The 26,545-nt window shown below is 64.5% G+C and carries 24 protein-coding genes and 2 pseudogenes; 18 read left to right on the plus strand and 8 right to left on the minus strand.

Annotation, left to right across the window (positions count from 1 at the left end; translation table 11 throughout):
• The first annotated feature begins 36 nt into the window (after positions 1-36).
• Together AC1DES_RS14215 and AC1DES_RS14220 are read left to right on the plus strand one after the other, a co-directional pair.
• On the plus strand, positions 37-483 hold the full coding sequence (locus tag AC1DES_RS14215) for a MarR family winged helix-turn-helix transcriptional regulator (protein WP_476896357.1): 447 nt from the start codon (positions 37-39) through the stop codon (positions 481-483).
• A gap of 109 nt (positions 484-592) precedes the next feature.
• Positions 593-1,819, plus strand: a complete 1,227-nt coding sequence (locus tag AC1DES_RS14220) for an MFS transporter (RefSeq protein ID WP_476896358.1) — start codon at positions 593-595, stop codon at positions 1,817-1,819.
• Between the two features lie 102 nt (positions 1,820-1,921).
• Here AC1DES_RS14220 and AC1DES_RS14225 read toward each other — a convergent pair whose 3' ends face one another.
• From AC1DES_RS14225 to AC1DES_RS14235, 3 genes and pseudogenes are all read right to left on the minus strand, one after another.
• The gene (locus AC1DES_RS14225; protein WP_476896359.1) at positions 1,922-3,373 is read right to left on the minus strand and encodes a sugar porter family MFS transporter; all 1,452 of its coding nucleotides are present in this window, start codon (positions 3,371-3,373) and stop codon (positions 1,922-1,924) included.
• Between the two features lie 223 nt (positions 3,374-3,596).
• Positions 3,597-5,261, minus strand: coding sequence for an MDR family MFS transporter (locus tag AC1DES_RS14230; protein WP_476896360.1), 1,665 nt, complete (start codon positions 5,259-5,261; stop codon positions 3,597-3,599).
• A 102-nt stretch (positions 5,262-5,363) separates the two neighbouring features.
• Positions 5,364-5,510 (minus strand): annotated as a pseudogene (locus AC1DES_RS14235) (RraA family protein); the annotation flags it as partial.
• Positions 5,511-5,512: 2 nt separating this feature from the next.
• Here AC1DES_RS14235 and AC1DES_RS14240 point away from each other — a divergent pair.
• Positions 5,513-5,587, plus strand: a pseudogene (locus tag AC1DES_RS14240) (DUF4193 family protein); the annotation flags it as partial.
• 256 nt (positions 5,588-5,843) lie between these two features.
• Here the strand turns inward: AC1DES_RS14240 and AC1DES_RS14245 are convergent.
• Complete coding sequence (locus AC1DES_RS14245) at positions 5,844-6,893, minus strand: ABC transporter ATP-binding protein (protein WP_476896361.1); 1,050 nt, start codon at positions 6,891-6,893, stop codon at positions 5,844-5,846.
• On the minus strand, positions 6,877-7,887 hold the full coding sequence (locus tag AC1DES_RS14250; RefSeq protein WP_476896362.1) for an ABC transporter ATP-binding protein: 1,011 nt from the start codon (positions 7,885-7,887) through the stop codon (positions 6,877-6,879). Before AC1DES_RS14250 ends, AC1DES_RS14245 begins: the two co-directional genes overlap by 17 nt.
• A 171-nt stretch (positions 7,888-8,058) precedes the next feature.
• Here AC1DES_RS14250 and AC1DES_RS14255 point away from each other — a divergent pair, with 171 nt between their 5' ends.
• The 11 genes from AC1DES_RS14255 (at position 8,059) to AC1DES_RS14305 (ending at position 20,552) form a co-directional block, all read left to right on the plus strand.
• A complete protein-coding gene (locus AC1DES_RS14255; RefSeq protein WP_476896363.1) occupies positions 8,059-9,267 on the plus strand; it encodes a dipeptidase in 1,209 nt (402 codons plus the stop codon).
• A complete protein-coding gene (locus tag AC1DES_RS14260; RefSeq protein WP_476896364.1) occupies positions 9,267-10,883 on the plus strand; it encodes an ABC transporter substrate-binding protein in 1,617 nt (538 codons plus the stop codon). Before AC1DES_RS14255 ends, AC1DES_RS14260 begins: the two co-directional genes overlap by 1 nt.
• A gap of 50 nt (positions 10,884-10,933) precedes the next feature.
• Positions 10,934-11,896 carry an ABC transporter permease gene (locus AC1DES_RS14265; protein ID WP_476896365.1) on the plus strand — a complete coding sequence of 321 codons (963 nt, stop codon included), beginning with the start codon at positions 10,934-10,936 and terminating at the stop codon, positions 11,894-11,896.
• On the plus strand, positions 11,893-12,789 hold the full coding sequence (locus AC1DES_RS14270) for an ABC transporter permease (RefSeq protein WP_476896366.1): 897 nt from the start codon (positions 11,893-11,895) through the stop codon (positions 12,787-12,789). The genes AC1DES_RS14265 and AC1DES_RS14270 overlap by 4 nt, the downstream gene beginning before the upstream one ends.
• A 12-nt stretch (positions 12,790-12,801) precedes the next feature.
• Entirely contained in the window at positions 12,802-13,998 is a 1,197-nt protein-coding gene (locus AC1DES_RS14275; protein WP_476896367.1) for a M24 family metallopeptidase, read from the plus strand.
• A gap of 18 nt (positions 13,999-14,016) precedes the next feature.
• Positions 14,017-14,943 (plus strand): alpha/beta fold hydrolase, encoded by a 927-nt coding sequence (locus tag AC1DES_RS14280; RefSeq protein ID WP_476896368.1) that lies wholly within the window; start codon positions 14,017-14,019, stop codon positions 14,941-14,943.
• Complete coding sequence (locus tag AC1DES_RS14285) at positions 14,943-16,007, plus strand: Lrp/AsnC family transcriptional regulator (protein WP_476896369.1); 1,065 nt, start codon at positions 14,943-14,945, stop codon at positions 16,005-16,007. Before AC1DES_RS14280 ends, AC1DES_RS14285 begins: the two co-directional genes overlap by 1 nt.
• A gap of 340 nt (positions 16,008-16,347) precedes the next feature.
• Positions 16,348-17,706, plus strand: coding sequence for an MFS transporter (locus tag AC1DES_RS14290; RefSeq protein ID WP_476896370.1), 1,359 nt, complete (start codon positions 16,348-16,350; stop codon positions 17,704-17,706).
• A 151-nt stretch (positions 17,707-17,857) separates the two neighbouring features.
• Complete coding sequence (locus AC1DES_RS14295) at positions 17,858-18,445, plus strand: TetR/AcrR family transcriptional regulator (protein WP_476896371.1); 588 nt, start codon at positions 17,858-17,860, stop codon at positions 18,443-18,445.
• A gap of 294 nt (positions 18,446-18,739) precedes the next feature.
• Positions 18,740-19,951 (plus strand): NAD(P)-dependent malic enzyme, encoded by a 1,212-nt coding sequence (locus AC1DES_RS14300; RefSeq protein WP_476896372.1) that lies wholly within the window; start codon positions 18,740-18,742, stop codon positions 19,949-19,951.
• Positions 19,952-20,057: 106 nt separating this feature from the next.
• Positions 20,058-20,552 (plus strand): DUF456 domain-containing protein, encoded by a 495-nt coding sequence (locus AC1DES_RS14305; RefSeq protein WP_476896373.1) that lies wholly within the window; start codon positions 20,058-20,060, stop codon positions 20,550-20,552.
• A gap of 15 nt (positions 20,553-20,567) precedes the next feature.
• On the opposite strand, the gene AC1DES_RS14310 is transcribed toward AC1DES_RS14305, so the two are convergent.
• Positions 20,568-22,091, minus strand: coding sequence for a S10 family peptidase (locus AC1DES_RS14310; RefSeq protein WP_476896374.1), 1,524 nt, complete (start codon positions 22,089-22,091; stop codon positions 20,568-20,570).
• A gap of 25 nt (positions 22,092-22,116) precedes the next feature.
• On the opposite strand from AC1DES_RS14310, the gene AC1DES_RS14315 reads away from it, so the two are divergent.
• Both AC1DES_RS14315 and AC1DES_RS14320 read left to right on the plus strand, forming a co-directional pair.
• Complete coding sequence (locus AC1DES_RS14315; RefSeq protein WP_476896375.1) at positions 22,117-23,109, plus strand: tetratricopeptide repeat protein; 993 nt, start codon at positions 22,117-22,119, stop codon at positions 23,107-23,109.
• Between the two features lie 95 nt (positions 23,110-23,204).
• Positions 23,205-23,561, plus strand: a complete 357-nt coding sequence (locus AC1DES_RS14320) for a nuclear transport factor 2 family protein (RefSeq protein WP_476896376.1) — start codon at positions 23,205-23,207, stop codon at positions 23,559-23,561.
• Between the two features lie 31 nt (positions 23,562-23,592).
• Here the strand turns inward: AC1DES_RS14320 and AC1DES_RS14325 are convergent, their stop codons facing one another.
• Positions 23,593-24,255, minus strand: coding sequence for a LysE family translocator (locus tag AC1DES_RS14325; protein WP_476896377.1), 663 nt, complete (start codon positions 24,253-24,255; stop codon positions 23,593-23,595).
• A gap of 117 nt (positions 24,256-24,372) precedes the next feature.
• On the opposite strand from AC1DES_RS14325, the gene AC1DES_RS14330 reads away from it, so the two are divergent.
• A complete protein-coding gene (locus AC1DES_RS14330) occupies positions 24,373-24,828 on the plus strand; it encodes an Lrp/AsnC family transcriptional regulator (RefSeq protein ID WP_476896378.1) in 456 nt (151 codons plus the stop codon).
• A gap of 30 nt (positions 24,829-24,858) precedes the next feature.
• Here AC1DES_RS14330 and AC1DES_RS14335 read toward each other — a convergent pair whose 3' ends face one another.
• Positions 24,859-25,317, minus strand: coding sequence for an Lrp/AsnC family transcriptional regulator (locus AC1DES_RS14335; RefSeq protein ID WP_476896419.1), 459 nt, complete (start codon positions 25,315-25,317; stop codon positions 24,859-24,861).
• A gap of 325 nt (positions 25,318-25,642) precedes the next feature.
• Here AC1DES_RS14335 and gluQRS point away from each other — a divergent pair, with 325 nt between their 5' ends.
• Positions 25,643-26,539 (plus strand): tRNA glutamyl-Q(34) synthetase GluQRS, encoded by an 897-nt coding sequence (gluQRS, locus tag AC1DES_RS14340; RefSeq protein ID WP_476896379.1) that lies wholly within the window; start codon positions 25,643-25,645, stop codon positions 26,537-26,539.
• The last annotated feature ends 6 nt before the right edge of the window (positions 26,540-26,545 follow it).

The raw sequence follows: 26,545 nt of genomic DNA on the forward strand, positions 1-26,545 counted from the left end.
GACCATTAGGCTGCCTAACTGTTAGGCTACCTAACTATGAACGCCATCGAGCCGGACGCCGGCCTTGTCACTCTCGCCCAGGACTTCCGCGAGGCGCTCCGCCACAGCATCTATCTGGTGCGCCGCCTCGACGCCGACGGCGAACTCAGTGCCGCCCAGCTCAGCACGCTGAAGATGCTGCTGGACGACGGCGTGCGCGTGGGGGAAATCGCCCGGAACCTCGGGGTCAAGGTTCCGAGCGCCACCGAACAGATCATCAAACTCGAGCGCGCCGGCCTCGCGAGGCGGGAACAGGACCCGGATGATTCACGAGCCGTCCGGGTGACCGTCACCAAGGAAGGCCGTGCCGCCGTCGACTCCGCCAATGCGCGCCGCAACGCCGTCATGGCCGGTATTCTCGCCTCGCTCTCCGGGAGCGACCGGGCCGCGCTGGCGGCCGCGCTGCCTGTGATCGGGAAGATCAACGCGACGCTTCAGGCCTGACAGACCCGGCCGTACACCGCAAACCCCGTCACCCCGCAGCGCTCAACCGCAGCGTTCAGCCTCAGCGCTCAACCACACACCGAACAACCAACACTTAGGAGTGCCCTCCATGAACGGCCAGCCCGCCGACACACTGCCGGCAGCAGAACAAACCCTCGAAGCCGAAAAAGCCTCCTTGCTCAAGCAGCCCAAGGCGGTCTGGGCGACAGCCCTCGCGGCGGTGTTCGCGTTCATGGGGATCGGGCTGGTGGATCCGATCCTGCCCGCGATCGCCAAGAACCTGGCCGCGACGCCCAGTGAAGTGTCGCTGCTTTTCACCAGCTATTTCCTGGTGACCGCCGTCGCCATGCTGATCACCGGCTTCGTCTCGTCCCGGATCGGCGGCAAGAAGACGCTGCTGATCGGCCTCGCGATCATCGTCGTGTTCGCGTCGCTGTCGGGCACCTCCACAAGCGTGGGTGAACTCATCGGTTTCCGGGCCGGCTGGGGCCTGGGCAACGCCCTGTTCGTCGCCACGGCCCTGGCCGTCATCGTCGGCGTCGCGAGTGGCGGAGCCGGCACCGCGATCATCCTGTACGAGGCCGCACTTGGACTGGGCATTTCCCTCGGTCCGCTCCTGGGCGCCCTCCTGGGCGGCTGGCAGTGGCGCGCACCGTTCTTCGGCACCGCCGTGCTGATGGCGTCCGCATTCATCGCCCTCATTGCGCTCCTTCCCAAGACCCCGCTGCCGGAGCGGAAGGTCCGGCTCCGGGACCCGCTGCTCGCCCTGGGTCACAAGGGGCTGCGGACGACGGCGGCCAGCGGCCTGTTCTACAACTACGGGTTCTTCACGATCCTGGCCTTCACGCCGTTCATCCTGGGCATGGATGCCTACGGGATCGGCGGGGTGTTCTTCGGCTGGGGCGTCGCTGTCGCGGTCTTCTCGGTGTTTGTCGCGCCCGTCCTGCAGAACCGGTTCGGCGCTGTCCGGGTCCTCGGCGGCACCCTGGCCCTGCTGATGCTCGACCTCGTGGGACTGGGTCTTGCCGCCGGGCACTCGGTGCCTGCCGTTGTCGCACTCGTGGTGATCTCAGGGGCCCTGCTGGGCGTCAACAACACGATCTACACGGAACTGGCCATGGGTGTCTCCGATTCGCCGCGGCCGGTCGCGTCCGCCGGGTACAACTTCGTGCGCTGGATGGGCGGTGCCCTCGCGCCGTTCGCGGCCGCGCAGCTCGGCGAGCACTTCGGTGCGCAGGTGCCGTTCTTCGCCGCGGCCGCGGCCATGGTGATCGCGATCGCCGTGGTGTTCGGCGGCCGCCGGTACCTGGCTTCGCACGAGCCGCACGTGGTCTGAGGCTTCCAGCCCCTCCTTCCACCCGCCAAGGTGACAGCTAACCCCCATGCTTCCTGAGCATGGGGGTTAGCTGTCGTCTCGAAACAGTGAAGGGCGGGCGGCTCAGGCCTTCGCGGAGCCCTTCGCGGAGCCCTTGGGGACGAACAGGGTCTCGGCCTGTTCGAGGGACATGCCGTTGGTCTCCGGCACCTTGAACATGACGAAGAAGAACGACGCCGCGGCGAACAGCGCATACATGGCGTACGTCAGGGGCAGGGATGCCGCGGCCATGACGGGGAAGCTCAGGGTGATGGCGAAGTTGGCGATCCACTGCGCGGCGGCGGCCAGGCCCAGGGCGCGGGCACGGATCCGGGACGGGAAGATCTCGCCCAGGAGCACCCACACAAGCGGGCCCCACGAGGCGCCGAAGCTGATGACGAAGACGTTGGCGGCGACCAGCGCGGCCGGACCCCATGCGCCTGGCAGCGAGATCGCGTCCCCGGAGCCGGTGGCCGAGCTGAAGGCCAGGGCCATGGTGCCGAGCGAGAGGGCCATGCCGATGGAGCCTGCCAGCATGATGGGGCGGCGGCCGATCCTGTCCACCAGGGCGATGGCCACCAGCGTCACCAGGATGTTGGTGATGGCCGTGGCCACCGAGATCGTGAGCGAGTCCTTCTCCTGGAAACCGACGGCCTTCCACAACGTGGTGGAGTAGTAGAAGATCACGTTGATGCCGACGAACTGCTGCAGCACGGACAGAATGATGCCGACCCAGACGACCGGCTGCAGGCCAAGGGCCTTGCCGCGCATCGATCCCTTCTTCCCTGCCAGCTTGTCCTCGTCGATGGCCTTCTTGATGTCGCGGAGGTGGCGGTCGGTGTCCTCGCCCGGGGCAATTGACTTGAAGACCTTGAGGGCTTCCTCGTCCTTGCCCTTGAAGACCAGGAAGCGCGGGGACTCGGGCAGGGTGAAAGCGATCCAGCCGTAGACGACGGCGGGCACGGCACCCGCCAGGAACATCCAGCGCCAGGCCCCAAGGCCGAACCACAGGTTCTGGTCTGCGCCCCCGGCCGTGTTGGCAAACACGGCGTCCGAGAGCAGTGCGGCGAAGATGCCGGCGGTGATGGCGAGCTGCTGCAGCGAGGCCAGCCGCCCGCGGACGTGACGCGGCGAAATCTCGGAGATGTAGGCCGGGGCGATCACGGATGCCAGGCCGATACCCAGGCCGCCGATCAGCCGCCAGAAGATGAGGTCCCAGATGCCGAACGAGAAGCCCGTGCCGATGGCGCTGACCAGGAACAGCAGGGCGCCCAGCTTCATGGCGGGGATGCGGCCGTAGCGGTCTGCGACCTTGCCTGCCAGGTAGGCGCCGGCCGCGCAGCCGAGCAGGGCGACGGCCACGGCGAAGCCGGTCACGGCCTCGCTCAGCCCAAACTCCTGTTTGATGGCGTCGACCGCGCCGTTGACGACGGAGGAGTCGAAGCCGAAGAGAAAGCCGCCGACGGCCCCCGCCACGGCCAGCCAGATGACCCGCTTGGGGATCTTGGCGACGGACTGGTCTTGGGTGGTGGTCATAGGGCTCCCTCGGCAATTCGCGGTCCGCGGCCTGCGGCGCAACTACCAAGTGTTGCATCGCATACTGATCATTTCCTGCCACAGGGCCTGAAAGTGAGAGAAAAATTACACTCCGGGCGCCCCGCGGCGGCAGCAGGAAGCGAAACGGCAGCCAGTCTAAAAGACTGGCTGCCGTTTCGCGGGGGTCCCCGCAAACTGCCCAGACAACGCCCGAAGCAGCGCCCTAGTGGGCGGCGACGGCTGCTGCGTCGGCCTTCTGCGCTGCCGCCTTCGGGTCCGTGAGTTTCTTGTTCGGCAGGGCGAACGTGATCAGGAACGCGATGCCGGTCAGTACGGCGGCGGTGAGCATGACGGTGTCGATCGCCTGGGCGAAGCCCTCCGTGATGGGCCGGGTCAAGGCGGAGTTGGCCGTGTGCAGCCAGCTCGTGTCGTTGAGGGAGTCGTTGGTGGCGCCGTTCTTGAAGAATCCGTAGAGCTTGGCATTGGCCGGATCAGAGGCGACGGCCGGGTCCTTCAGGACTTTGAGGTAGTCGGCGTTCTGCATGGCGTCCTTCATGCCGCTGGCGATCTTGTCTGCAGCCAGGCTGAACAGCATGGAAATGAACACGGCGGTACCCACGGCGCCGCCCATCGAGCGGAAGAACGCGGCGGAGGATGTCCCCACGCCCATGTCCTTCGCCGGCACGGAAACCTGCATGGCCAGGGTAAGCGGCTGCATGCAGAAGCCCAGCCCCAGGCCGAAGAACACCGCGATCAGGCCGGGGACCCAGAGGGGCGTGTCCACGCCCAGGGAGAGACCCATCACGACGGCGGCCGTGGTCAGGACCCCAGTGCCCAGGATGGGGAAGATCCGGTACGTGCCCGAGGACGAGATGGTGCGGCCGGCCGTGATGGAGCCGGTGAGAATGCCCACGGTGAAGGTAATCATCATCAGGCCGGCCTCGGTGGGGGTGAGGCCCTTGACCAGCTGCAGGTACATGGGGAGCATCGCGATCGCCCCGAACATGCCGATGCCGATGATGAAGTTCAGCAGCGAGGACAGGCCGAAGGTGATGTTCTGGAAGAGCCGGAGCGGGATCAGCGCGTAGTCGCCGGCGCGCTTCTCAGCCAGCAGGAAGGTCACGATGCCCAGCACGCCGAGCCCGTAGCAGAGGAAGGAATTCGCCGAGGTCCAGCCCCAGCTGCGGCCCTGTTCGGCCACGAGCAACAGCGGCACGATCGCCAGCGTGATGGCGGCGGCACCCCAATAGTCGATCTTCTGCTTCGCGTGCTTGGCCGGCAGGTGCAGGTAGAGGAACACGACGGCAAGGGCCGCGAGGCCGATCGGCAGGTTGATGAAGAATACCCAGCGCCAGCCGTCGAAGCCCAGGATGTTGGCGGAACCGGCGAACGCGCCGCCGATCACCGGGCCCAGGACGGAGGAGATGCCGAAGACCGACATGAAGTAGCCCTGGAACTTCGCGCGGTCCTTTAGGGCCACGATGTCGCCGATGATGGTCAGGGCGAGGGCCAGCAGGCCGCCGGCGCCCATGCCCTGGATGCCGCGGGCAATGGCAAGTTCGGTCATTGAGTGGACTGAACCCGCGTAGAGGGAACCGGCCAGGAAGATGAGGATCGCGGCGAGGTACAGCGGGCGCCGCCCGAAGATGTCGCTGAGCTTTCCATAGAGCGGGGTGGTCACCGTGGACGTGATGAGGTAGGCCGTGGTGGCCCAGGCCTGCAGGGAAAGCCCGTCGAGGTCGTTGGCAATGGTGTAGATCGAGGTGGACACGATCGTCTGATCCAGCGAGGACAGGAACATGCCGAGCATGAGGCCCACCATGACGGTGATGGTCTGACGGTGGGTCAGGACCTCTCCTGCCGCGCGCACGGAGGTGGTTTTGGACATGACTGCTCCAGGGGGAAGTTTTGGGATCAAGCTGATAGTTGCTTTCAGTAACTATGTTACTTGCTCATTTGTTCCCGCGGCCACATGTTTCCTCCGGCAGCTTCAGCGCTCGACCAGGATTCCGTCCGGGTCGCACCAGATCATTGCGCCGGGGCGGATCGTCACGCCGTCGATCTCCAGCTCCCCATCCAGCTCCCCCGCGCCGTTCTTGGCGCTCTTGCGCGGGTTGCTGCCGAGCGCCTTCACGCCGCGGCGAGTTTGTCGCCGAACAACTGGTAGTTCAGGTGATCCCACAAGCCAAGGATGAATTCACGTGCCGCTCGTGTCCCGACTCGCCCGTGCAAAGAACCAGCCTTTTACTGCAATGAGTGCGTTGGGCTAAGACGATCCCGCTCCCGATGCCCTAAAAAAAGCGTCCTCAACGTCTTGAAGGGGGAACGATTGGAAACCCGGGCCGAACTCAGGCTCGCCATTAGGACCTGGATCGCATCAGTGCGGCCCTGTCAGGCGGCCGAAATGCACGAGCTGGCTCTGGCGCGGTGCCCCCGGGGCCGCAGTGAAGGTCTGAAACCGCCGACTCTCTCATCGACTCGCAATGACCGCCTGTTCGCCATGGTGGCACGCCACCGCAGTGTTGGAGAGATTGGCTAGAGAAAGGTTTCGTAGCGGCGGCACAATCGTGCGGCAATCATCGGTGGCCATCCAGCAGCGCGGATTAAAGCGACATCCTGCCGGAGGGTTGTTGGGCGAGGGCGGCTCTCCGCTAAGAATACGACGTTGCCCCAGTTTGCCCCGATCAGCCCTACTGGTGGACGGCGTGGCTGAGAGCAGAGCCTGGGTATACGGATGAGAGGGCGTTTCGAACAGGGTCGTGGTGTCACCGATTTCTGCGATGCGGCCCAGGTACATGACGGCAACCCGGTCTGCAATGTGGCGCACGACGGAGAGGTCGTGGGCGATGAAAAGAATGGCGACACCAAGCCGGTGCTGGATATCTCCGAGAAGATTGATGACCTGCGCTTGGACTGAAACATCAAGGGCTGAGACCGGCTCATCACAAATAAGCACATCGGGTTCGAGGGATAGGGCGCGTGCAATCCCAATGCGCTGGCGCTGACCGCCGGAGAACTGGTGTGGATACCTGCCCAACATGTCGGGCGCCAACCCCACCAGGCCAAGCAACTCCACGGCCCGTTCCTTTCGCTGCGATGCCGTAAAGCGGTGGGTTGCAGCCATGGGCTCCGTAATAATGTCCAGGACAGTCATCCTCGGGTCGAGTGATGTGTATGGATCCTGGAAGATCATCTGCACACCAGATCGCAACAGGCGCCGATCGGCAAGCCGGCCCGCCGTGACGTCCTTCCCGCGGTAGCTGAGAATACCCGCATCCGGGCGGTCGAGCCCGACGAGCATCCTGGCCAGAGTGGATTTCCCGCAGCCGGACTCACCCACAATACCGAGGACCTCGCCCGCGTGAAGCTGGAGGCTGATTCCATCGACGGCGGACACCCGGCCCGGGCGTAATCGCGAACCGTTGGGGAATGTCTTGACTAGGCCGGCTGCGTCAAGCACGGTCTCGGGGCCAGTGGCGGCGCCGGACACGTATGGCGCGGTACTAATTTGCGAATTCATGCAGCAGCTCCTCGGAGCGATGGCAGGCGGACCCTCGACCCGGTGCGACGTCAATAAGGTCGGGCCGGATGGTCTGGCATTTATCTATGCGCATATGGCATCGAGGGTGGAAAGGGCAGCCGATCGGAACCTGGGCCGGGTTTGGCGGGGATCCGGGAATTGTCAGTAGGTCGGCGCCGCGCATGGCGGCCTGTGGCACGGACCGAAGCAGGGCATCCGTGTAAGGATGTGCCGGCGTGTGCAGCACCGAATCGGCGTCGCCGCGTTCAACGATCCGTCCGGCATACATGACGAAGAGGCGGTCGGCTACTTCCATCACCACCCCGAGATCGTGGGTAATCAACAGAACGCCCATTCCCAGTTGTTCCCGCAATCTGTTCAACAGATCGAGGATCTGAGCCTGGACCGTAACGTCCAGTGCTGTGGTGGGTTCGTCCGCGATAAGCATTGCCGGTTCAAGTGCGATAGCCATGGCGATGAGAATGCGCTGGCGCATGCCGCCGGAAAACTGATGCGGGTAATCGTCCACCCTGGCTTCCGGGGCAGGAATCCCAACAAGTCCCAGGAGTTCGATGGCGCGTGCGCGCCCCTGGCGGCGGGTCTCGCCCCGGTGGACCCGGAACAGCTCACCGATCTGCGCGCCGATGGTCATGACAGGGTTCAGGGACGATAGGGCGTCCTGGAGCACCATGCTCATTTGTTCCCCGCGCAGTCTGCGCCGGGCATCTTCATCCAGTGCCCGAAGATCAATTTTCCCAAGGCGCAATTCGTCCGCCTGGACCCGCATGTAATCGTCCGTGAGCCCCATGATGGCCCTGGCTGTAACGGACTTGCCCGACCCTGATTCTCCGAGGAGGGCGACAAACTCGCCATGTCCGACGTCCAGGTCGACACCATTCACGGCTCTTATATCCCGCTCTCCACCCAGAAAAGTGACTGAAAGGTTACGGACCTGCAGTGCAGGGGTTTTTGTGATCTTGGTTACGGTGTCCACGCAGCCATCCTGCCACAGGAAACACCACCGGAACATATCGCGAATGAATTATTTTTGCCGATTTTCGCCAAGACCATTGACATTTCCGCCGAATCACGGCGAACTGGTCCTGTTGAACCTTTTCCCTGAGGACAACACCGCGCCATTTACTCTCGCAGAAGGAGACAGAGCGTGCTTGAACCCGCTAAGCGCTACACCGGATACACGGCGTACGACTACCTCGAAGCCGGCAAGGACTACCGCCATTTCGACTACGCAAAACAAATCAACCGCGTTCCCGAATACTCGGGACTGGAGTTGAGCGACTCCCAGGCAGAGCGCACCCAGCGGTTGCTCGAGCAGGAGACAGTGATCTCCCTGCACGACCACGTTCAGGTGTTTCCCGAAGACATGACCCAGTTGCGCGACCACATCCGGCAGGGGCGCGAACCCACCGGGTACGAGGGACTATCGCGTTCCGGCCTGACCGCTGTCTTTGACAACGGCATGGACGGCACATGCTGCATCAGCAGCGACGCCGGCTGGAAATACCAGGATGTCCTCTTCGACCTAGGGGTGCGCATGGCTGACCTGGCGCACCAGGATTTTGTGATCAAGGGCGAGACGGTGAAGGACATCGAGTACGCAGCGGCAACCGGACGCATCGCCCACGTTTTCGCTCTTGAAGCGGCCACCATGATCGAGAATGAAGTGGACCGCCTCGACGTACTATACGGATTTGGAGTCCGGCAGATGGGCATCGCCTATTCGGAGGCGAACACTCTCGGCAGCGGGCTGAAGGAACGCGGCGATGGTGGCCTTACATATTTTGGTGAGCGCGCCGTCGAGCGAATGAACAAATTGGGCATCGCCATCGATGTATCGCACAGTGGGGACCGCACATCGGTCGACGTGATCAGGGCTTCAAAAGTTCCGGTATTTATCACACACGCAGGTGCCCGCGCTGTGTGGCCGACGAACCGCATGAAGACGGACGAAACTATCAAGGAATGCGCGGCCCGCGGCGGTGTCATTGGCCTTGAGGCCGCACCGCATACGACCCTGTCGCCGGCACATCCGAGGCACTCCCTTGAGTCTGTGATGGACCATTTCAAGTACTGCGTGGATTTGGTCGGCATCGAGCACGTCAGCTTCGGCCCCGACACTTTGTTCGGTGACCACGTCGGCCTGCACGACGCCTTTTCGTCCAACCTCTCCCTCGGCCAGGCCCACGGCAAGGTCGAATACGAAAAGGTTCCGTACGTCGAAGGCCTCGAAAATCCGGCCGAAGAGTTCCACAACATCATTGGCTGGTTGGTCAAACATGACTATTCGGACGACGAGATCCGGGCCGTAATCGGCGGCAACACTCTGCGTGTGCTGAATCAGGTGTGGGTCTGATGCAAACTCGAAAAATAGCTGCGGCCGCAGCTGCGGCCGCACTGGCGATGATCCTCAGCGCCTGTGCGCCAAGCGCCCCGCCGACGCCTGCGGGCGCCGGCGCCGTCCCCGGGAACGACACCTTAACGCTGGCTACGACCACGGACGTCGTGAACTACAACCCCCTGATCGGCAACAGCCGCAGCGACTACTGGATCACGAACCTGATGTATCCGCACCTGATGACCATCGCCAGCGACGGATCCAAGAAGCCCGAGGTAGCCACCAAATGGGGCTACGTCAACGACACAACAGGGTTTTACGAGATCCGCAGCGATCTGAAGTGGAGTGACGGACAGCCGTTAACGGCCGAAGACGTTGCCTGGACCATCAACGCTGTCAAGAAAGACAAACCCGCGGGAACGTTCTATGGCCAGCTGACAAACCTTGCGTCAGCCAAGGCCGTTTCCGCAACCCGCGTCGAGATGTCGCTCTCCAAGCCGGATTCATCGATTGTTGAAGAGATTGGGTTCTGGGGAAACGTGGTTCCTAAGCACGTCTTCGAAAAGGCTACATCGGTGGCCAAGTTCGCGAACGACGGCAAAGACGGCGGCTGGGTCAGCGCCGGACCGTATGTGCTGACCACGGTCCAGGTGGGGCAGAGCTACTCCATGGACCGCGTCAAAGACTATCCCCTCGCCGACGGCGGCACTCCAAATTCGGCGAAGGTCGTCTTCCGCGTCTTCCCGGATATCAACACGGAGATCCTGGCCCTGCAAAGCAGCGAGGTGGACGTGATCGCAAATGCGCTGCCACCAGCCCAGGTGGCAAAACTCAAGAGCACGAGCGGCATCGCAGTGGAAGAAGCCTCCGGTCTAGGGTATGCCCACATGACTTACAACATGAAGAATCCGGCTCTCGCCAAGCTTGAGGTTCGCCAGGCGCTCGCTCATGCTGTCGACTACAACGCCATCCGCAGCGTGGTTTTGCAGGGACAGTCGGTGTCGTCCAGTTCCAGCCCGCTCATGCCGGTCCTAAAGACTTACTTTGATGACTCGATCAAGGAATACGCCTTTGACACTGACCTGGCACGTTCACTTATGCAGAAGGCCGGTTTCCAAGCCGACGCGAACGGTATGTTTCCCGGGAGCTTCCGCCTGATCTACTCACTCCAGGACAGTGTCACAAGCCAGTGGGTGGCTTTGGTGAAGGACAGCGCGGCGAAGGCCGGAATCTCGATTGAACCCCAGGGAATGGAGCGCAACACGTATCTTGCGAAGACTGCTGCCGGCGATTTCGACATCTATGCCGGGAACTTCGCAATCATGGATGACCCAGTCACCAATATGACGCTTGCGTACCTTCCGGGCGGAGCGATCAACTACACCTACGTCGACGACGCGAAGTTAAATGGCCTCATCACTCAAGGCCAGACAACGACAGATCAGGGTGCAAAGATTGATCTGATGCGCCAGGCGGCAAAGATTGTGCAGGCGAACGTTTACGACAACATCATGTACACGCAGAACCTGTATTTTGCCCACAGCGACAAGTGGACCGGATTTGTCAGTAAACCCAGCGAGCTTCTTTCAATCGTTAATCCGATTTCACTCGCCAACGCTCACAAGTCCCGGTAACTAGCCAACGCTTACAAGTCCCAGTAACAGGTAAGGAGGAGAACGTACCCATGTCGCGCCTGAAATTCATGCTTCCGCGCCTCGGCAGGGGAGTGCTCACGATCTGGTTCGCCGTGACCGTGACATTCCTCCTCCTCCGGCTGCTGCCGGGAGACCCGGCACTGGCGGTGGCGAGTCCAAACATGACGGAAAGTGCGAGGGCTGCCCTGCTCGAGCAGTACGGTCTCAATCAACCGCTGATCGTGCAGTACTGGCTGTACCTCGAGCAGTTGCTCAGGGGCAATCTGGGCACATCCTTCACGCAGTCCATACCGGTGCTGGATGTGCTTATGCAACGGCTGCCATGGACCTTGTTACTGACAGGCACCGCGCTTGTTGCGACGGTGGTCGTCGGCATCCCGCTGGGGGTGCTGGCGGCCGCCAGGCGTGGTCGCTTTTTGGACAAGATGGTCCAAATCGTCGGTGTCACGGGACAGTCGCTGTTCGTTCCGAGCATAGGGGTGTTTCTCCTGTTCACGTTCGGGCTCACGCTCAGGTGGCTTCCAATCGGCGGGGCCTACTCAACGGGATCGTATGGCATGGAATGGTACGGAAGCGTGCTACTCCACCTCATCCTCCCGGCACTGTCGCTCATGCTGATCCAGCTCGGCTCCTATGTACTGACCCTGAGGTCCACGCTCATCGACGCATTGGGGGAGGATTACACGGTCCTGGCCCGAGCGAACGGACTGCCGTACCGGCGCATACTTTGGAGGCACGCGTTGCGGAATGCTCTCCTCCCGACCACGACTCTCATCGGCCTGCAGCTCGGATTTTTGGTTGGGGGCGCCGTCCTGACTGAAACGGTCTTCGCGTATCCGGGTATCGGCCGCGGAATTTACGAGGCCGTTACTCAGCTGGACTTCCCCGTGCTGCAGGGAGCTTTCGTCATGCTGGCTGCGACAGTGGTTATCGCCAACATGATCACAGACATCGTCTACGGTTTCCTCGATCCAAGGGTTAGAACATCATGACCGTTGTTCCTGTAGTAACCACTCAGGTGGACGCAGAACCGGTGGCCACCGAGCGGGGGCGACCGGGACTGCAGACCTGGCACACCTTTCGCCGGGAACCTCTCGGTCTGGTCTCTTTGGCCATCTTGCTGGTCCTTGCACTGGCAGCTGTTGCTGCCCCACTCCTGGCCCCGTACCCGCCCAGCTACGGCACCGATGTGCTTAATCCGCCGGGCGGGACCTACCTCTTCGGAACGGACAGCCTTGGCAGGGACCTCTACGGCGAGGTGGTGTGGGGAGCCCAGCAGAGCATCCTTGTCGCCTTCGCCGCGTCGGCCATCGCCATCGCCATCGGCACCCTGGTCGCCGTGACCGGAGCCTACTTCCGCCGCCTCGACAGCATCATCAGCGTAGTTGTCGACCTAACGCTGTCACTGCCCGTGCTCCCGCTCATGATCCTCGTCGCTGCCCTCGTAGGACCAAGCACCACGACGATCATCCTGGTGGTGGCCGCGTTCTCCTGGCCCGAGGTCACCCGCTTGGTACGATCCCAAGCCCTGACGATCGTCCACCTTCCCTACGTAGACGCAGCGCGGCTCATGACAACATCACCAGCCTGGATCATAGCCAAACATGTAATTCCAGCGGTCACCCCCGTTGTCGTAGTCTCCGTCGTAGTCACCGCATCCAGGGCCGTGCTCTCGGCGGCGGGCCTTGCTTTCCTAGGCTTGGGAGACCCGAACACTTGGTCATGGGGCAGGATCCTCTACGAGGCCCAGCAGTCCGGGGCAATGTCCAGCGCCTGGTGGCTGACGCTGTTTCCGTCCATTGCCATTCTGTTACTGGTCCTATCAGCGACGCTGCTCTCCATTGCCTACAGCGACGCCCGCAATCCACGCTCCCGCCACCGCTGAACAGGGAAACAAATGACAAGAGCCACCGCGGTGCGGTTTGACCAGCGCCTCGCTCCACATGTTTTCGACGCAATCCAGAACAACGTGCGGGAACAGATGATTCAGGCTGGTCTGGACGCCGTCCTGACCGACTCACCGGAAGACGTTGCATACCTAACGGGGTTTTTCCACCACCCCTGCGAACGCCCTGTCGCTGTCTGGCTTGAGGCCGGCGGCGACTGCTACTTGCTGCTGCCGGAGCTGGAAGTGGCCCACGCCGAATCCCAACACGCCAGGGCCGGGATCGTGACCTATCCGGAGTACCCGGGTCTGCGAAGCCCCTTTTCCGCGCTATCGAACCATGTGCCGGGCAAGGGCCGACGCATTGGCCACGCCACGTCGATGAGCTACGCCAGGCTTGTGAGCGCTCAAGCGGAATTCCCCGGCGACGAAATCCTGGCATCTGAGCTCGTCAGCCGTACGCGCTATGTCAAGCTTCCCGAGGAAATCGCCCTCCACGCCGAAGCAGCGCAGATCACAGACGTAATGCTTCAGGCGGGGGCTGATCTGGTGGCAGAGGCCGTTGTGGCAGGTGGCAAGCTGCCGTCCGAGGCTGAACTCGCAGCTTACGTCACCGGTGTCGGGGTGCAGACGATGTATTCCGAGCACGACAACGTTGTTGTGGTCTCGCCCCTGGCCGGGGGACTAGTCTACGCAGGCGCAAACTCTGCCTATCCGCACGGGTTGCCTTCCGCCTACAGGCTTCGGCCCGGAGATACTTTCATGCTCTCACTCGGATGTGCCGTCGGGGGCCGTTTCGTCGAAGGAGAGCGCACCTTCATTCTTGGCGAGCCGACAGCTGAGCAGCGGCTCTACCATGATGCGGTTCAGCTGGCGCAGCGGATTGGCGGGGAAGCCATCAGGCCCGGAACCGAATGCCGGCAGGCGAACGAAGTCTGCCTTGGGGTCATCCATGATGCCGGCTTGGGCCAGTATCTGCGCCACCGCCAGGGCCATGGAATTGGACTCGGCATGCACGAGCCACCGTGGCTGGAAAGCGGTGATGCCACCATCCTGCAGGAGGGGATGATTGTCTCCAACGAACCGGGCATCTACATCCCGGGCCACGCGGGCTACAGGATCAGTGACAGCGTGTTGGTCACGGCCGACGGGGCTAAGCCCCTGACATCATTTGAACGCGGGCTGGACGCCTGCATAGTCCCGCTCTAACCACCATGGAGGAGAAGAATGTCCGAGAGCTCAGCGTTGGAAGTTTCGCCGGAATTTTCGGCTGCGACGTCACCCGCCCAGATGGTGGAGATCAACGGAAACCGGCTGGCGGTTGAAGTGCTTGGGCCCGAAGGCGCCCCCGTGATCATCACCCACCACGGCGCGCCAGGGCTGGGCTCACGCGCCGAGCCGAGGGCGAGCTTCGGCCGGCTGGCTGATGAATACTGCGTCGTGGTGTTCGATGCTCGAGGATCCGGCCAAAGTGAAGGAAACGGCCCCATGAGCCACGAACAATGGGCAGCCGATATAGATGGACTGCGGGAGTGGATTGGTGCGCAGACAATCATCATGGCTGGTGGCTCGTACGGCGGCTTTATGTCCATGGAGTACGCAGTCCGGTATCCGGAACGGGTCAGTGCCCTGGTTCTCCGCGACACCTCGCCCGATAACTCCAACGCAGGGGTAGCCCGGAAAAATGCCCTGGCTTCCGACCGCGTCAGGGTCGACATGGAAAAATTCGACCGGATCGACCAGGGACGCGTCTGGGACGACGGGGACCTCCGTGACTGTTGGCGCGAGATCCTGCCCCTTTATGACTTCAACTACGACCCGTCGGCGGTCGAAAAGAAGGTGGCCGCAACCCCGTACCGTTTCCAGGCACATAATTATGCCTTCTCGCAAAATTTGCCCAAGTACGACTTAAAGGCCGACCTTCCTAAGGTGACGGCTCCCACTCTTATCACTGTAGGAAGGGTGGACTGGATAACGCCAGTGGCATGCAGTGAAATCATCGCGGAGCTCATACCCAATTCCACGCTTGCTGTTTTCGAGAAGTCGGGACACTCACCCCAGATCGAGGAGGCGGAAGCGTGGACGGCAACGGTGCGGGACTTCCTACACGAAGTTTGTCCTCCTCAGGGCCGGACCCAGACAGAGAACCATTGATGAGGAACCTTGACGCCCTCGATGATCTGGATCGGCGAATTATCGTGGCCATGCAACGCGATGGCCGGGCGAGCTGGACGGCCATCGCTGACATCGTCCAGAGTTCCGTCGCTACCGTCGCTAGGCGAGGACAGCAGCTCCTTGCCGACGGTGTCGTACGGGTCGCCGTCGTTCCTGCTCTAGGTAGCGCCGGCGAGGTGGATTCCTTCCTGATCCGGATCAACTGCAAACCGGGAACCCAGCTGGCAGTCGCGGCCACCTTGGTCAGGCACCAGGATGTACGGTTCGTAACCTTGGTGACAGGCCGCTTCGACATCATTGCGGAGCTGACGGTACGGGGCGGAGCGACGCACTATCCGCAACTGATCCAGCAGCTGCAGTCGATCGAAGGCATCAAGCGGTGGCGCAGCGATCTGATCCTTCACGTCTACAAGGTCAGGCATGATTGGGGTCGGCAGCTTTTCGCAGAGACGATGGATCTTCCGGTGGAGGAAGTAGGGTCAATGGCCCTCGTGGATCCCGATTTGTGCGAGCCCGGCCATTTCGACGCCGCGGATTGGGATATCCTCGCGGGGCTGCGTGACGACGGGCGCCTGACCTTTCAGTCTGTCGCCGACGGTTTAGGTATGAATGAGAGCAGCGTGCGGCGGCGCTTTGAAAAAATGCGGGCCAACCGCTGCCTCGACATTCTCACGTTGGTTCCGGCGCCCGCCCTCGGAATGGGCGCCGAGACACTGCTGATCGTCAAGGCGGACCCGTCCCGGCTGGAAGCGGTAGCCGAAGAGCTTTGCAAATACCCTGCCGTCCGCTATCTGGCAGCCACCCTCGATGACAACTCACTGTTCTGTGAAATAATTACGCCCTCGACAGCGGACCTCTACAAGTTCATCACGTCTACTCTTTCCACTTTAGATGGCGTGCAGGGATGGAGCGCGTCGATGGAACTATTGTTCCTCAAACGTGGCTTCGTGGAGACCCCCTGGTGGCGGGCCCAGGTCGGCTACTCTTCGGAGAACCAGTTGCGGCCGGACGCTTCACTTCCGCTTAGCCCTGGCGTGCCCTAGCTTGACGTATTATCCGTTATCGGGTGAAACAGCCGGCGGAGAGGGTGTTTCGGTGCTTAACGGCCTTTGGGCCGTTTCGCTAAGCGCGGTGCGCACTCACCCCTTTGACGTTTTACGTCTCTCCGGGCCTTACGAGTCGCGCCCGAGAAAGCTGGCCATCGCCCATCATCAGATGGCGAAACAAAAACGGAAAGAACCGCTCCGCTTGGCCGGCAGCTGCAATGCCCGGGGCATCCTGTCTCGTATCAGGAGACTGGGCCATGGCACTGAAGAGGAAATCCCACGATAGTCTGGCCACACTCTGATCCATCTGCCTGACCGTCCGTTCCGGGGGAACCACATGAGCCTGCCCGATACGCCCGCCGCAGCGCCGGACCCTGACATCAGCGGGAGGCACGGCGGAGAACGCACTGGACCAGCCGCCGTCGGACTGGGCGCGGGTTCCGAAGCGCATGAGCCTGCGCTCGCCGAACCGCAACGCAGCGTCCGTCCGGTCTGGACCGCGGGGGTGGTGCTGGTCAACGTCGGTATCAATGCGGCGTTCTTCGGCCCGATCCAGGTCCTCCTCGGCCAGCAGGCAGCCGCCTTCAGCGAACCGGACAAGGAGGCCATCCTCGCCCTCGTGACCGGCGCGGGCGCCGCCGTCTCGCTGGTGGCCAACCCCGTGTTCGGTGCGTTCAGCGACCGGACCACATCGCGCCACGGCCGGAGGGTGCCGTGGGTGCTCTTCGGTGCCGTCCTTGGTGCGGCGGCCCTGATCGCGCTGGCCGGGGCGCCGAATGTCGCCGTCATGACGCTGCTCTGGTGCATTGTGCAGGCAGGCTGCAACGGCGCGTACGCGGCCATCACCGCCGCCATACCGGACCGGGTGCCGGTGCGGCAGCGCGGCACAGTGGGGGGTCTCGCAGCCATGGGCCAGACGGCCGGGATCCTGATAGGCGCGGTGATCGCCGCCGCCGTCACAGGGAATTTCGCCGCCGGCTACCTGGTCTGCGCCGCGGCGCTGCTCGCCGGAGTCGTACTCTATTTCTTCAGGAACGACGACGTCCCGCTGCCCCCGGACGCGCGTCCGCCGTTCAGCCTGGCCGCCATGGTGAAGGGCTTCTGGATTTCCCCGGCGCTCCATCCGGACTTCGCGTGGGCCTGGCTGACCCGGCTGCTGGTGAACATCGGCAACCACATGGTGACCCTGTACCTCCTGTTCTTTCTCAAGGACGCAGTCCATATTCATGAGACCCAGGGGATCGAGCCCGAGTTCGGGGTGCTGATCCTTACGGGCCTGTACGCGGTCATGGTGATCATCACCAGCGTGATCGGCGGCCCGCTAAGTGACCGCATGGGCAGGCGGAAACCGCTGGTCATCCTCTCCTCCGCCGTCATCGCCGCGGCCTCGCTCATTCTCGCCTTCGCCCCGACCTGGGCGGGTGCCCTGATTGGCGCCTCGGTGCTCGGCATCGGCTTCGGCTGCTACCTCGCGGTGGACTTCGCGCTCATCACGGAAGTGTTGCCCACCGCGCTGAACCGTGGCAAGGACCTGGGCGTCATCAACGTCGCCAATTCCCTGCCCCAGGTGCTCGCGCCGCTCATCGCGTTCCCGTTCGTGACCCTGTGGGGAGGCTACGTGTCGCTGTATGTGGCAGCCGCCGCCATCGGACTCCTTGGCGCCGTCTTCGTGGTCAAAATCAAGGCCGTCGACTGAGCTGCTGCGGTCCTGGGCGGGCGGCTTCGGGGTCCCCTTTTGACTGGCGGAGCGCCCAACCCCGTGGCGTATAGTGGACGGGAATTGCCGCGGCAGCGCTGTGGGGGATCTCTCCCGGCTGCCGAGAAAAACGACCCCCGGAACGCTGCTGATGCCTGAATTTTACTCAGATCTTCCACCGATGGCCCCTCCGCCCACGCTGCCCCGGCAACGGCTCCGTTACGCGCGGATCCTCGAGGTTGCCGCCGGATTCGCCCGTAAAGGCCTGGACTCGGTGGTGCTCTCCGAGGTGGCGGCCAAGGCCGATGTCCCGCTGGGGACGCTGTACCGCTACTTTCCCTCGGCCACCCAGCTGGTGCTGGCGCTGTACCGCAAGCAGTTGGGGGAACTGCACGCGGGCAGCTCGCCGGCCGCCGGCAAAGTTCCGGCCCACGCGCTGGTCGGCGTCGTCATGGAGATCTTCCACATGCGCCTCATGCAGCCCGCCGTCGAGCAATGCCTGAACCGCGCGGTTTACGCCAAGGACACGGACACGACGCGGCTGCTGCGCGAGATCGACTCCGCTGCGGAGAAGGCAGTAACGGGCGTGAGCGGCGACGCCGCCATCTCCCGCGTCCTGCTGCTGACAGTTACCGGTCTGGTCCAGGCGGTCCGCTGCCGCCGGCTATCGCTGTTTGAAGCGGAAGAGGACCTCAAGAAGGCCTGCTCCCTGCTCCAGCGGGCGCGGCAACCCGCGTAACTGGTCTAGACCGGCGGGAGCCTTCATCGTGAAATTCCGGTGACCTGTGTCACTTAGATACCTGATGAAACGTTTTACCTGCGCCCGGCTTGTGTCATCCGGAACGTAACCGGCAATCAGCGTTGCTTACCATGGCAGAACCGGAGCGGCCTGCAGCCAGCACCTCCGGGAGCTTCACCGCCGGCCCGCCACCCTTGGGCCGCCACCGACGTTCCCGCCAGACCATCTTGAGCATCTGACGTGCTTGAGCTTCCATGAGCCGTGTGCCCACGGCGAACCCCAGGAGACAACGACGTGTCCACTGAAACGATCATTCCCGCCGACACCAACTCCCCCGCGGAGCCGCTAACCGTGCTCAGCGACGAGGAAATCTTCGCCTCCCACCAGGGCGGCAAGCTTTCGGTTTCCGGCACCGTTCCGCTCGCCAGCAAGCGCGATCTTTCCATCGCGTACACGCCGGGTGTGGCCCAGGTCAGCCGCGCGATCCACGCCAACCCGGAGCTTGCCCGCACCCTTACCTGGGCCCAGCGCCTCGTCGTCGTCGTCAGCGACGGCACAGCCGTCCTGGGCCTCGGCGACATCGGCCCCAGCGCCTCGCTGCCCGTGATGGAAGGCAAGTCCGCGCTGTTCAAGGCCTTCGGGGAGCTCGACTCCATCCCGCTCGTGCTCAACACCAAAGATGTCGACGAGATCGTCGAGACCCTGGTCCGGCTCCGCCCGAGCTTCGGCGCCGTCAACCTGGAGGACGTCTCGGCCCCGCGCTGCTTCGAGCTGGAGGAAAAGCTCATCGAGGCGCTCGACTGCCCGGTCATGCACGACGACCAGCACGGCACCGCCGTCGTGGTCCTCGCTGCCCTGACCGGGGCCGCCAAGGTGACCGGGCGTGACCTCGAAAGCCTGCGCGTGGTGATCTCCGGCGCCGGCGCGGCCGGCATCGCCGTCGCGGAAATCCTCCTCACCGCCGGCATCAGGGATGTCGTGCTGCTGGACTCCCGCGGCGTAATCAACCGGGACCGCGCGGACATCGCCGCCGACCCGGCCAGCAAGAAGGCCCAGATGGCCCAGCGCAGCAACCCGCGCGGCCTCGGCGGCGGCCCGGGCGAGGCCCTGCTGGGGGCGGATGTGTTCATCGGGGTCTCCTCCTCCAAGCTGGAGGAGGAACACCTCAAGCTCATGAACCACAGCTCCATCGTCTTCGCCTTGTCCAACCCGGACCCGGAAGTCCTGCCGGAGGTCGCGCGCAAGTACGCGGCCGTCGTCGCCACCGGGCGCAGCGACTTCCCGAACCAGATCAACAATGTCCTGGCGTTCCCCGGCATCTTCCGCGGCGCCCTCGACGCCGGCGCCCGGCGGATCACCCCGGCCATGAAGCTGGCAGCCGCCCGCGCCATCGCCGCGCTGGCCGAGGACGAGCTGTCCGCCGACTACATCGTGCCCAGCCCGCTGGACCCGCGCGTGGCTCCGGCAGTCTCCGCCGCCGTCGCCGCGGCGGTTGAAGCGGGGTAGCCTCTCCACCGGCCGGCCGGCTGGTCGGCCGGTCCGAACGACGGCGGCGGCGCTTCCTTGGGGGAACGCCGCCGCCGCCGTTTCGGGATCGCCCTAGACTGGGGCCATGAATCCAGTCGTGACGGTGCTCTGCGGCCTGGCGATCCTGACGGGTGTGGCGGGAACCATCCTCCCCGTCCTGCCGGGCAGCATCCTGATCGGGCTGAGCCTGCTGGCGTGGGCCATCTGGGGCGGCGCCGGGATTACCGGCTGGGTGGTGTTCGGGACCGGCATGCTCTTTGTCCTTGCCGGGATGACGGCCGGGGCCGTCCTGACCGGCCGGAAGCTCAAACAACACAGCATCCCCGGCCGCTCCGTCGTCGCAGGACTGGTCCTGGGGGTGGTGGGCATGTTCATCGTCCCTGTGGTGGGGCTGTTTGCAGGGTTTGCCGCAGGGCTTCTGCTCAGCGAGTTCCAGCGCACCCGCGTCCTGCGCACCGCCGCGGCCTCCAGCTGGGCCGCGCTGAAGGCGACCGGACTGGGCATGATCGCCGAGTTCGGGCTGGCTTGCCTCGCTGCGAGCACCTGGGTGATCGGCCTCTGGGTGGGGGCTGCCGCCTAGGAATGCGCTCCGGTCCTAGACGCTCACAAACTCCGCCAGTGCGCCCAGTTGCGCCCGCCGCGCCTCCGGGTTCAGGTACATCATGTGGCCGGCCTCGTGGTAGTGATGCGTGAAGCGTGCCAGCGCCTCCGGGGGCAGGTCCATGTGCGCCCAGACATACTCCGCCGCGAAGTGCGGCGTGGCCCCGTCGTGGTAGCCGTAATCCACGTGGACGCGCAGCTCCGGGTTGTACGCGAGCAGGCGTTCCAGGTCCGCGCTGACGTCCACCGGGGCGCCTTCGAAGGTCTTGTAGCTCCAGGGCTGGACCCGCCCTGTCAGGATTTCGTAGGGCAGATCGTTCTCGTAACCGAGTTCGGCCCGGACGTAGTGGTTGATCGCGGCGGCGTACGGCCCGTTAATTGCCCTGAGCGAGGGGTCGTCCCAGTCCTCGGAGAGCTGCCGGTTGTCCGGCCGCTGGGTGAACCGGCCGTCGATCCTGCCCACGGTCAGGCCCTCCGCGCGCAGCAGTTCCGCGGCGAACTCGCCGTAGGTCCAGCGCAAGTTGGTCCGGCGGATGAACCCCTCGTCCAGGGTGGTGATGGCGCTGAGGCGGGCCACGACGCCGTCGAGCTCCCCGGCAGTGAGCCGTGACCCCTGGCTCAGCGCATAGCCAAGGTCCCGCCCCGCGAACGCCTCCGCTTCCGCGACGACCTCGGCGAGTGCCCGGCCCGGATGGCGTCCGTGGTAGTGCGCAATCGCGGCGTAGGTGGGGATGTGAAGGGCATAAGGGGTGTCATTGCCGGGCTGGAAGTACAGCGTGGACAGGTTCAGTACGGTGGAGATCAGGCCCAGGCCGTTGACCGACATGCCGTAGGCATCGAACAGCCGTTTGGCCACAGCGACTGCCCGCAGCGTGCCGTAGGACTCGCCCACAAGGTACTTGGGGGCGAGCCAGCGGTTGTTGCGGGTGGTCCAGAGCCGGATGACCTCGGCCACCAGGTCCCGGTCCTCGACGAAAGCATGGAACTCCTCCGCGGGGCCGCCCTCCACGACGCGGGAGAAGCCGGTGTTGACCGGATCGATCATCACGAGGTCCGCGTGTTCCAGGATGGTCTCCGGATTGTCGACGACGCCGTAAGGCGCCGGAGTCAGGTTGCCGATATCCCCGCTGTCCACCATCCGAGGCCCGAGCAGGCCCATGTGCAGCCACACGCTGGAGGAGCCCGGGCCGCCGTTGAACGCGAATACCACCGGACGCGGGCTCGCCGCGGCCCTGCCCGGCTTCTCGGCGGCGCCGTCTGCTGGCGCCGCCGGGTCCGCCACGTAGCTGACCACGAAGATCTCGGCCTTGGCCTTGAATCCGTCCGCCTTCCCGTCCTTCACTTCCTCCCGGCGCAGTACGAGCCGACCGGTCGTCGTCGTGTACTCAAGTCCGGACGCCAGCACGTGGCGCCGGTGGATGAAGTCGTCGCTGACCTCGGCCGCCTTCGCGTCGGGGCGGCCGGCGCCTGAAGGGGTTGAGGTGTTCGAGGAGGACGAGTCGTCATTGAGGTCAGCCATTCCCAGAGCCTACTAGCATGGGTGGATGAACGCCGGACCCCCAGAATCGGCATCCCCGCGCCGACTCCTGTACCGCGACACCCGCGACCTGACTCCGTTTCGCAAGGTGGTGGTCCGGACGCCCGTGCGCGGAGTCGCGGAGGGCGTGGGCGGCCTGGTTGCCGGAGTGCTGGCCGGACGTAGCCGGGGCACGCTTGCCGCGGAGGGCAGCGTGCCCAAGCTCGGAAGAGTGGCCGGCAGGATGCCCGGCAAGACGGCCAAAGCCGTGCATGGCGCCGTTTTCGGCTCCACCGATCCGGACCGGCTGATCACCCTGGCGCGTGCGAACCCCGGCTGGGCCGGGCTCTGCTCCCTCATGGCCGGGCTCCTGGCGTACTCGCAGGGCGGCCACCTGCGGGCCTCCGAGCTGCTGCAGCGCGGTCTGTCCCTCCGGAACGACGACGATGCCAACCGTTATGCCGCCGACTACCTTGCCGGCGTGATCACCCGGGTGGAGGTGGCCGAACGGATCGAGGTTCCGGTCCTGTTCAGCGAGGAGGCCGTGTTCCTGGCCCTGTCCCACTCGCTGCGGGAGACCGGCCAGACGGAGGCCGCGCTGGCGGCGTTGACCGGCTTGCCGCCGTCGCTGCCCATGGCCCTGGCGCACTGCTCCCTGGCGGCCGCGCTGGGACGGGACGCGGAGGTGGTGGCGGACACCGACGGACTGCTGAACGCCGACGACCTCTCAGCGGCCCTGTTGCTGGTGCGCGCCCGCTCGCTGCGGAAACTCGGGGACTACGGCACCGCTCGCGCCGCGCTGCAGGAGGTCCTGCGCCGCCGGAAGACGGACTATTCGCTGCGCAACGACGCCCTGACGGACCGTGCACTGCTCCTGCTGGACGCGGGCCGCAAAAACCTGAACCCGAGGGAATGGCAGCGGCGGAAGCCTGCGGAATTGGAAACGGTGAAGGCCATCCGGAAGGATGCGGAAATGCACGAATTGTGGGACCGCGAGTACGGCCGCGCCGACGGCGGCTGACGGCCTGGGCCGATGAACTCCCGTCCCAGCTCAGCGGGCCAATACACGTATCCACTACCCTTGCGGGCCCCCGGCGCAAGGGGTACAAACGAGGCATGAGAGATGCAGCAGCCCGCTGGATGCAGCACTACATCACGGCGTGGAGGTCGAACGAACCGGAGGACATCCGGGCGCTGTTCACTGAGGACGCCGTCTACGCCACGAGCCCGCAGGAGCCCGAACCGTGGAACGGGCGCGAACAAATCGTTGAGCACTGGCTGGCAGGGCGCGACGACCCCGATGACTGGACCTTCGAATGGAAGCTGCTGGGGGTCGACGGCGGACGTGCCTTCGTGCAGGGCCTGACCACCTACCGCGGCAATAGCCGCAGCTATGACAACCTGTGGATCATCCAGTTGACGGCCGACGGCCGGGCCTCGTCCTTCACCGAGTGGTACATGCAGCGCAAGTAGGCCACGCAGCCGGTGCAGGCAGGTTTTGGCCCTAGCTGTGGGTGATGACTGCGCCCAGGACAGGAACGAGCTGTTCGGAGAGCAGCACGGTGCCCAGGACGAGCATGATGATCCCGCTGGCAAGCGTGACCCGGCGGGCGGCCCCGGGCCGGGAATGGAGAAGTTTCCGGGCCAGGAGCGCCACGCAGCTGTAGATGACCGCCACCAGCAGGACAAAGGTCAGACCCAGCAGCCCGGACTGGACCGGAACGGGAAGGGCCGCCTCGGGGCTGACAAACTGCGGCACCAGGGCCATGAAGAAGAGCAGGCCCTTCGGGTTTATCCCGCTGATCCCCATGCCCTGGAGGAAGGCCCGGAACTGGCTGGCGGCCGCCGGGGCCGGGATGTCACCGGTGCTGGTGTCGAAGCTGGCCCCGCGCCACGAACGGACTGTTCCGAAGCCGAGCCAGAGCAGGTAGAGGGCGCCGGCAGCGGTCAGCCAGCCGAGCACACCGGGCACCCCGGTAATCAGGGCGGCCAGGCCAAGGACCAGGAGCGCGGTGTGGATGACGTAGCCGCCACAAAGTCCGGCGACGGCGGGGACGAAGCTGCGCTGCCTCAGTCCGGCCGCAATCGAATACGCCCAGTCAACGCCGGGGGTGCAGGCCAGGGCGACGGCAACGACCATGAAGGCGACAAAAAGCTGGGGGTTCACGGCGGGCTCCTGACATGCGGTACCTCCAGGCGGGTACAGGGGAAACTCTATGCAAATCCGCGCGGTAGGTGTTCCCTGATTTACTGAAGAATCGCCAAAGGTCGGTAAGATTATTGCGTGATAGACCACATTGACAGGAATATTTTGCGCCACCTCAAAATCGACGGACGCATGACGGCCACTGCCCTGGCGGCGAAGGTCGGGCTGACGGTGGCTCCGTGCCACCGCAGGCTGCGGGATCTGGAAGCCTCCGGGGTCATCCGGGGATACCGGGCCGACATCGATCCGGCCGCCGTCGGGCTGGGGTTTGAGGCGATCGTGTTCGTGACTTTGCGGCAGGTTGACCGCTCCACCATGGAGATCTTCGAAAACCGAGTGGCGGACAATCCGAACATCGTGGAGGCCCAGCGGCTCTTCGGCTCGCCGGACTACCTGCTGAAGGTCATCGCCGAGGACCTCCCGGCCTACCAGCGCTTCTACGACAGCGAACTGACGTCCCTGCCCGGCGTGGAGCGGCTGACGTCGACGCTGGTGATGAAGAATCTGAAGGCGAACGCCGGCCCGCCCGTCTGAGTGTGGCGCACGGCGGTGCCGGCCCGTCGTTCAGGCGCCCAGCAGTCCGGTGGTCCGGTAAGGGATGACCTCGCGCAGGAACATGCTGGTGGACGTGCGCACAATCCCCGGGCACAGCCTGATTTCCTCTGAGACGCGGTAGAGATCGTCCGGGCTCCTGGCAACCACACGGATCAGCAGGTCCGTGTCGCCCGCCGGGGCATGGCACTCGAGCACTTCCGGGATGTTCCGCAAGGCCGCGATGGCCTCATTGAGGTGGCTCTGGTCCAGCTCGGCGCTCACCGACGCGGCCACCCCCCGGCCCAGGGCGGACGGCAGCACGCGGCTGCTGTTTGGCCGGAGCGCGCCCGACGCCGACATCCGCTCCAGGCGCGACTGCACGGTGCCGCGGGCCAGCCCCAACTTCTGGGCCAGCACCATGATCGGCACCCGGGGGTCTTCATCCAGCGCGGCGAGGATCCGCCGGTCCGTCGCGTCGAGTTCCTGCAAAATGACCACTTCCTGTTTATCTGGACGCCCGGGATTGGTCAGACTGACCAGCGTAAAGGGCGCGCGTTGCACCAACTGTAGGACTTCTGCTCAAATGATGACAACAAAGGGACAAAGGCTACCGCCGGATCCCGAAGGCTACAGGCACCCCGGCACACCACCCGGACCCTGGATGAGGCTCCCCGCACGGAACCCGCCGCTGATTGGCACTTGTTCACGCATCGTCACTCCGCAAACACGATAAGAGCCCCTGAGCCACCGACGTCGGATTCCGAAGTCATCGGTAGCTGAGGGGCTCTTGTTGTCTGCCGCATAGGCTGGTCCCATGACGTCAGCAGGCCGCTTCGCCCCCAGTCCCTCCGGCGAACTGCACGTGGGCAACCTCCGGACGGCCATCCTGGCCTGGCTCTTTGCCCGATCCACGGGGCGGCGGTTCCTGATGCGCGTGGAGGACCTGGACCGCGCCCGGGCCGGTGCCGAGGCGGAGCAGCTCCGCGATCTCGCGGCGATCGGCGTGAACTGGGACGGCGGCGTCGTCCGCCAGACGGACCGTGAGCCACTCTATTCGGCGGCGATCGCCGGCCTGAGAGAAGCAGGCCTGACCTACGACTGTTTCTGTACCCGCCGCGAAATCCAGGAGGCACCGTCTGCGCCGCACGCCCCGCAGGGTGCGTATCCGGGGACGTGCCGGACGCTGACCCCCGCCGAGCGCGAGGCCAAACGGTCCGTCCGTCCCGCAGCGATCCGGCTTCGCGCCTCCGTGCAGGAGGCCACTGTGCAGGACGTGCTGCACGGAAGCTACACCGGAGTGGTGGACGACTTCGTGCTCCGCCGCAACGACGGCGTCGCCGCCTACAACCTGGCGGTGGTGGTCGACGACGCCGCGCAGGGCGTAGACCAGGTGGTCCGTGGCGACGACCTCTTACCCTCCACGCCCCGGCAGGCCCATCTGGCGTCGCTGTTGGATATTCCATTGCCGGAATATGCCCACGTACCGCTCGTGGTGAACACCCGGGGTGCCCGGCTGGCGAAGCGCGACGGCGCCGTGACGCTCGCGGACCTGGCGCTGGCCGGCGTGTCTGTGGAGCACGTGCGCGATGCGCTGCTGGCGTCCCTCGGACTGCCCGGCGGGCCGCTGGCTGATGCGATCGCCGTCTTTGACCCCGCCTCGCTGCCGCGGGAGCCCTGGGTCTGGCCGGGCCTGGGCGCGCCCGGCGCGTAGGCTGGA

The organism is Arthrobacter sp. 05T442 (assembly GCF_056395945.1).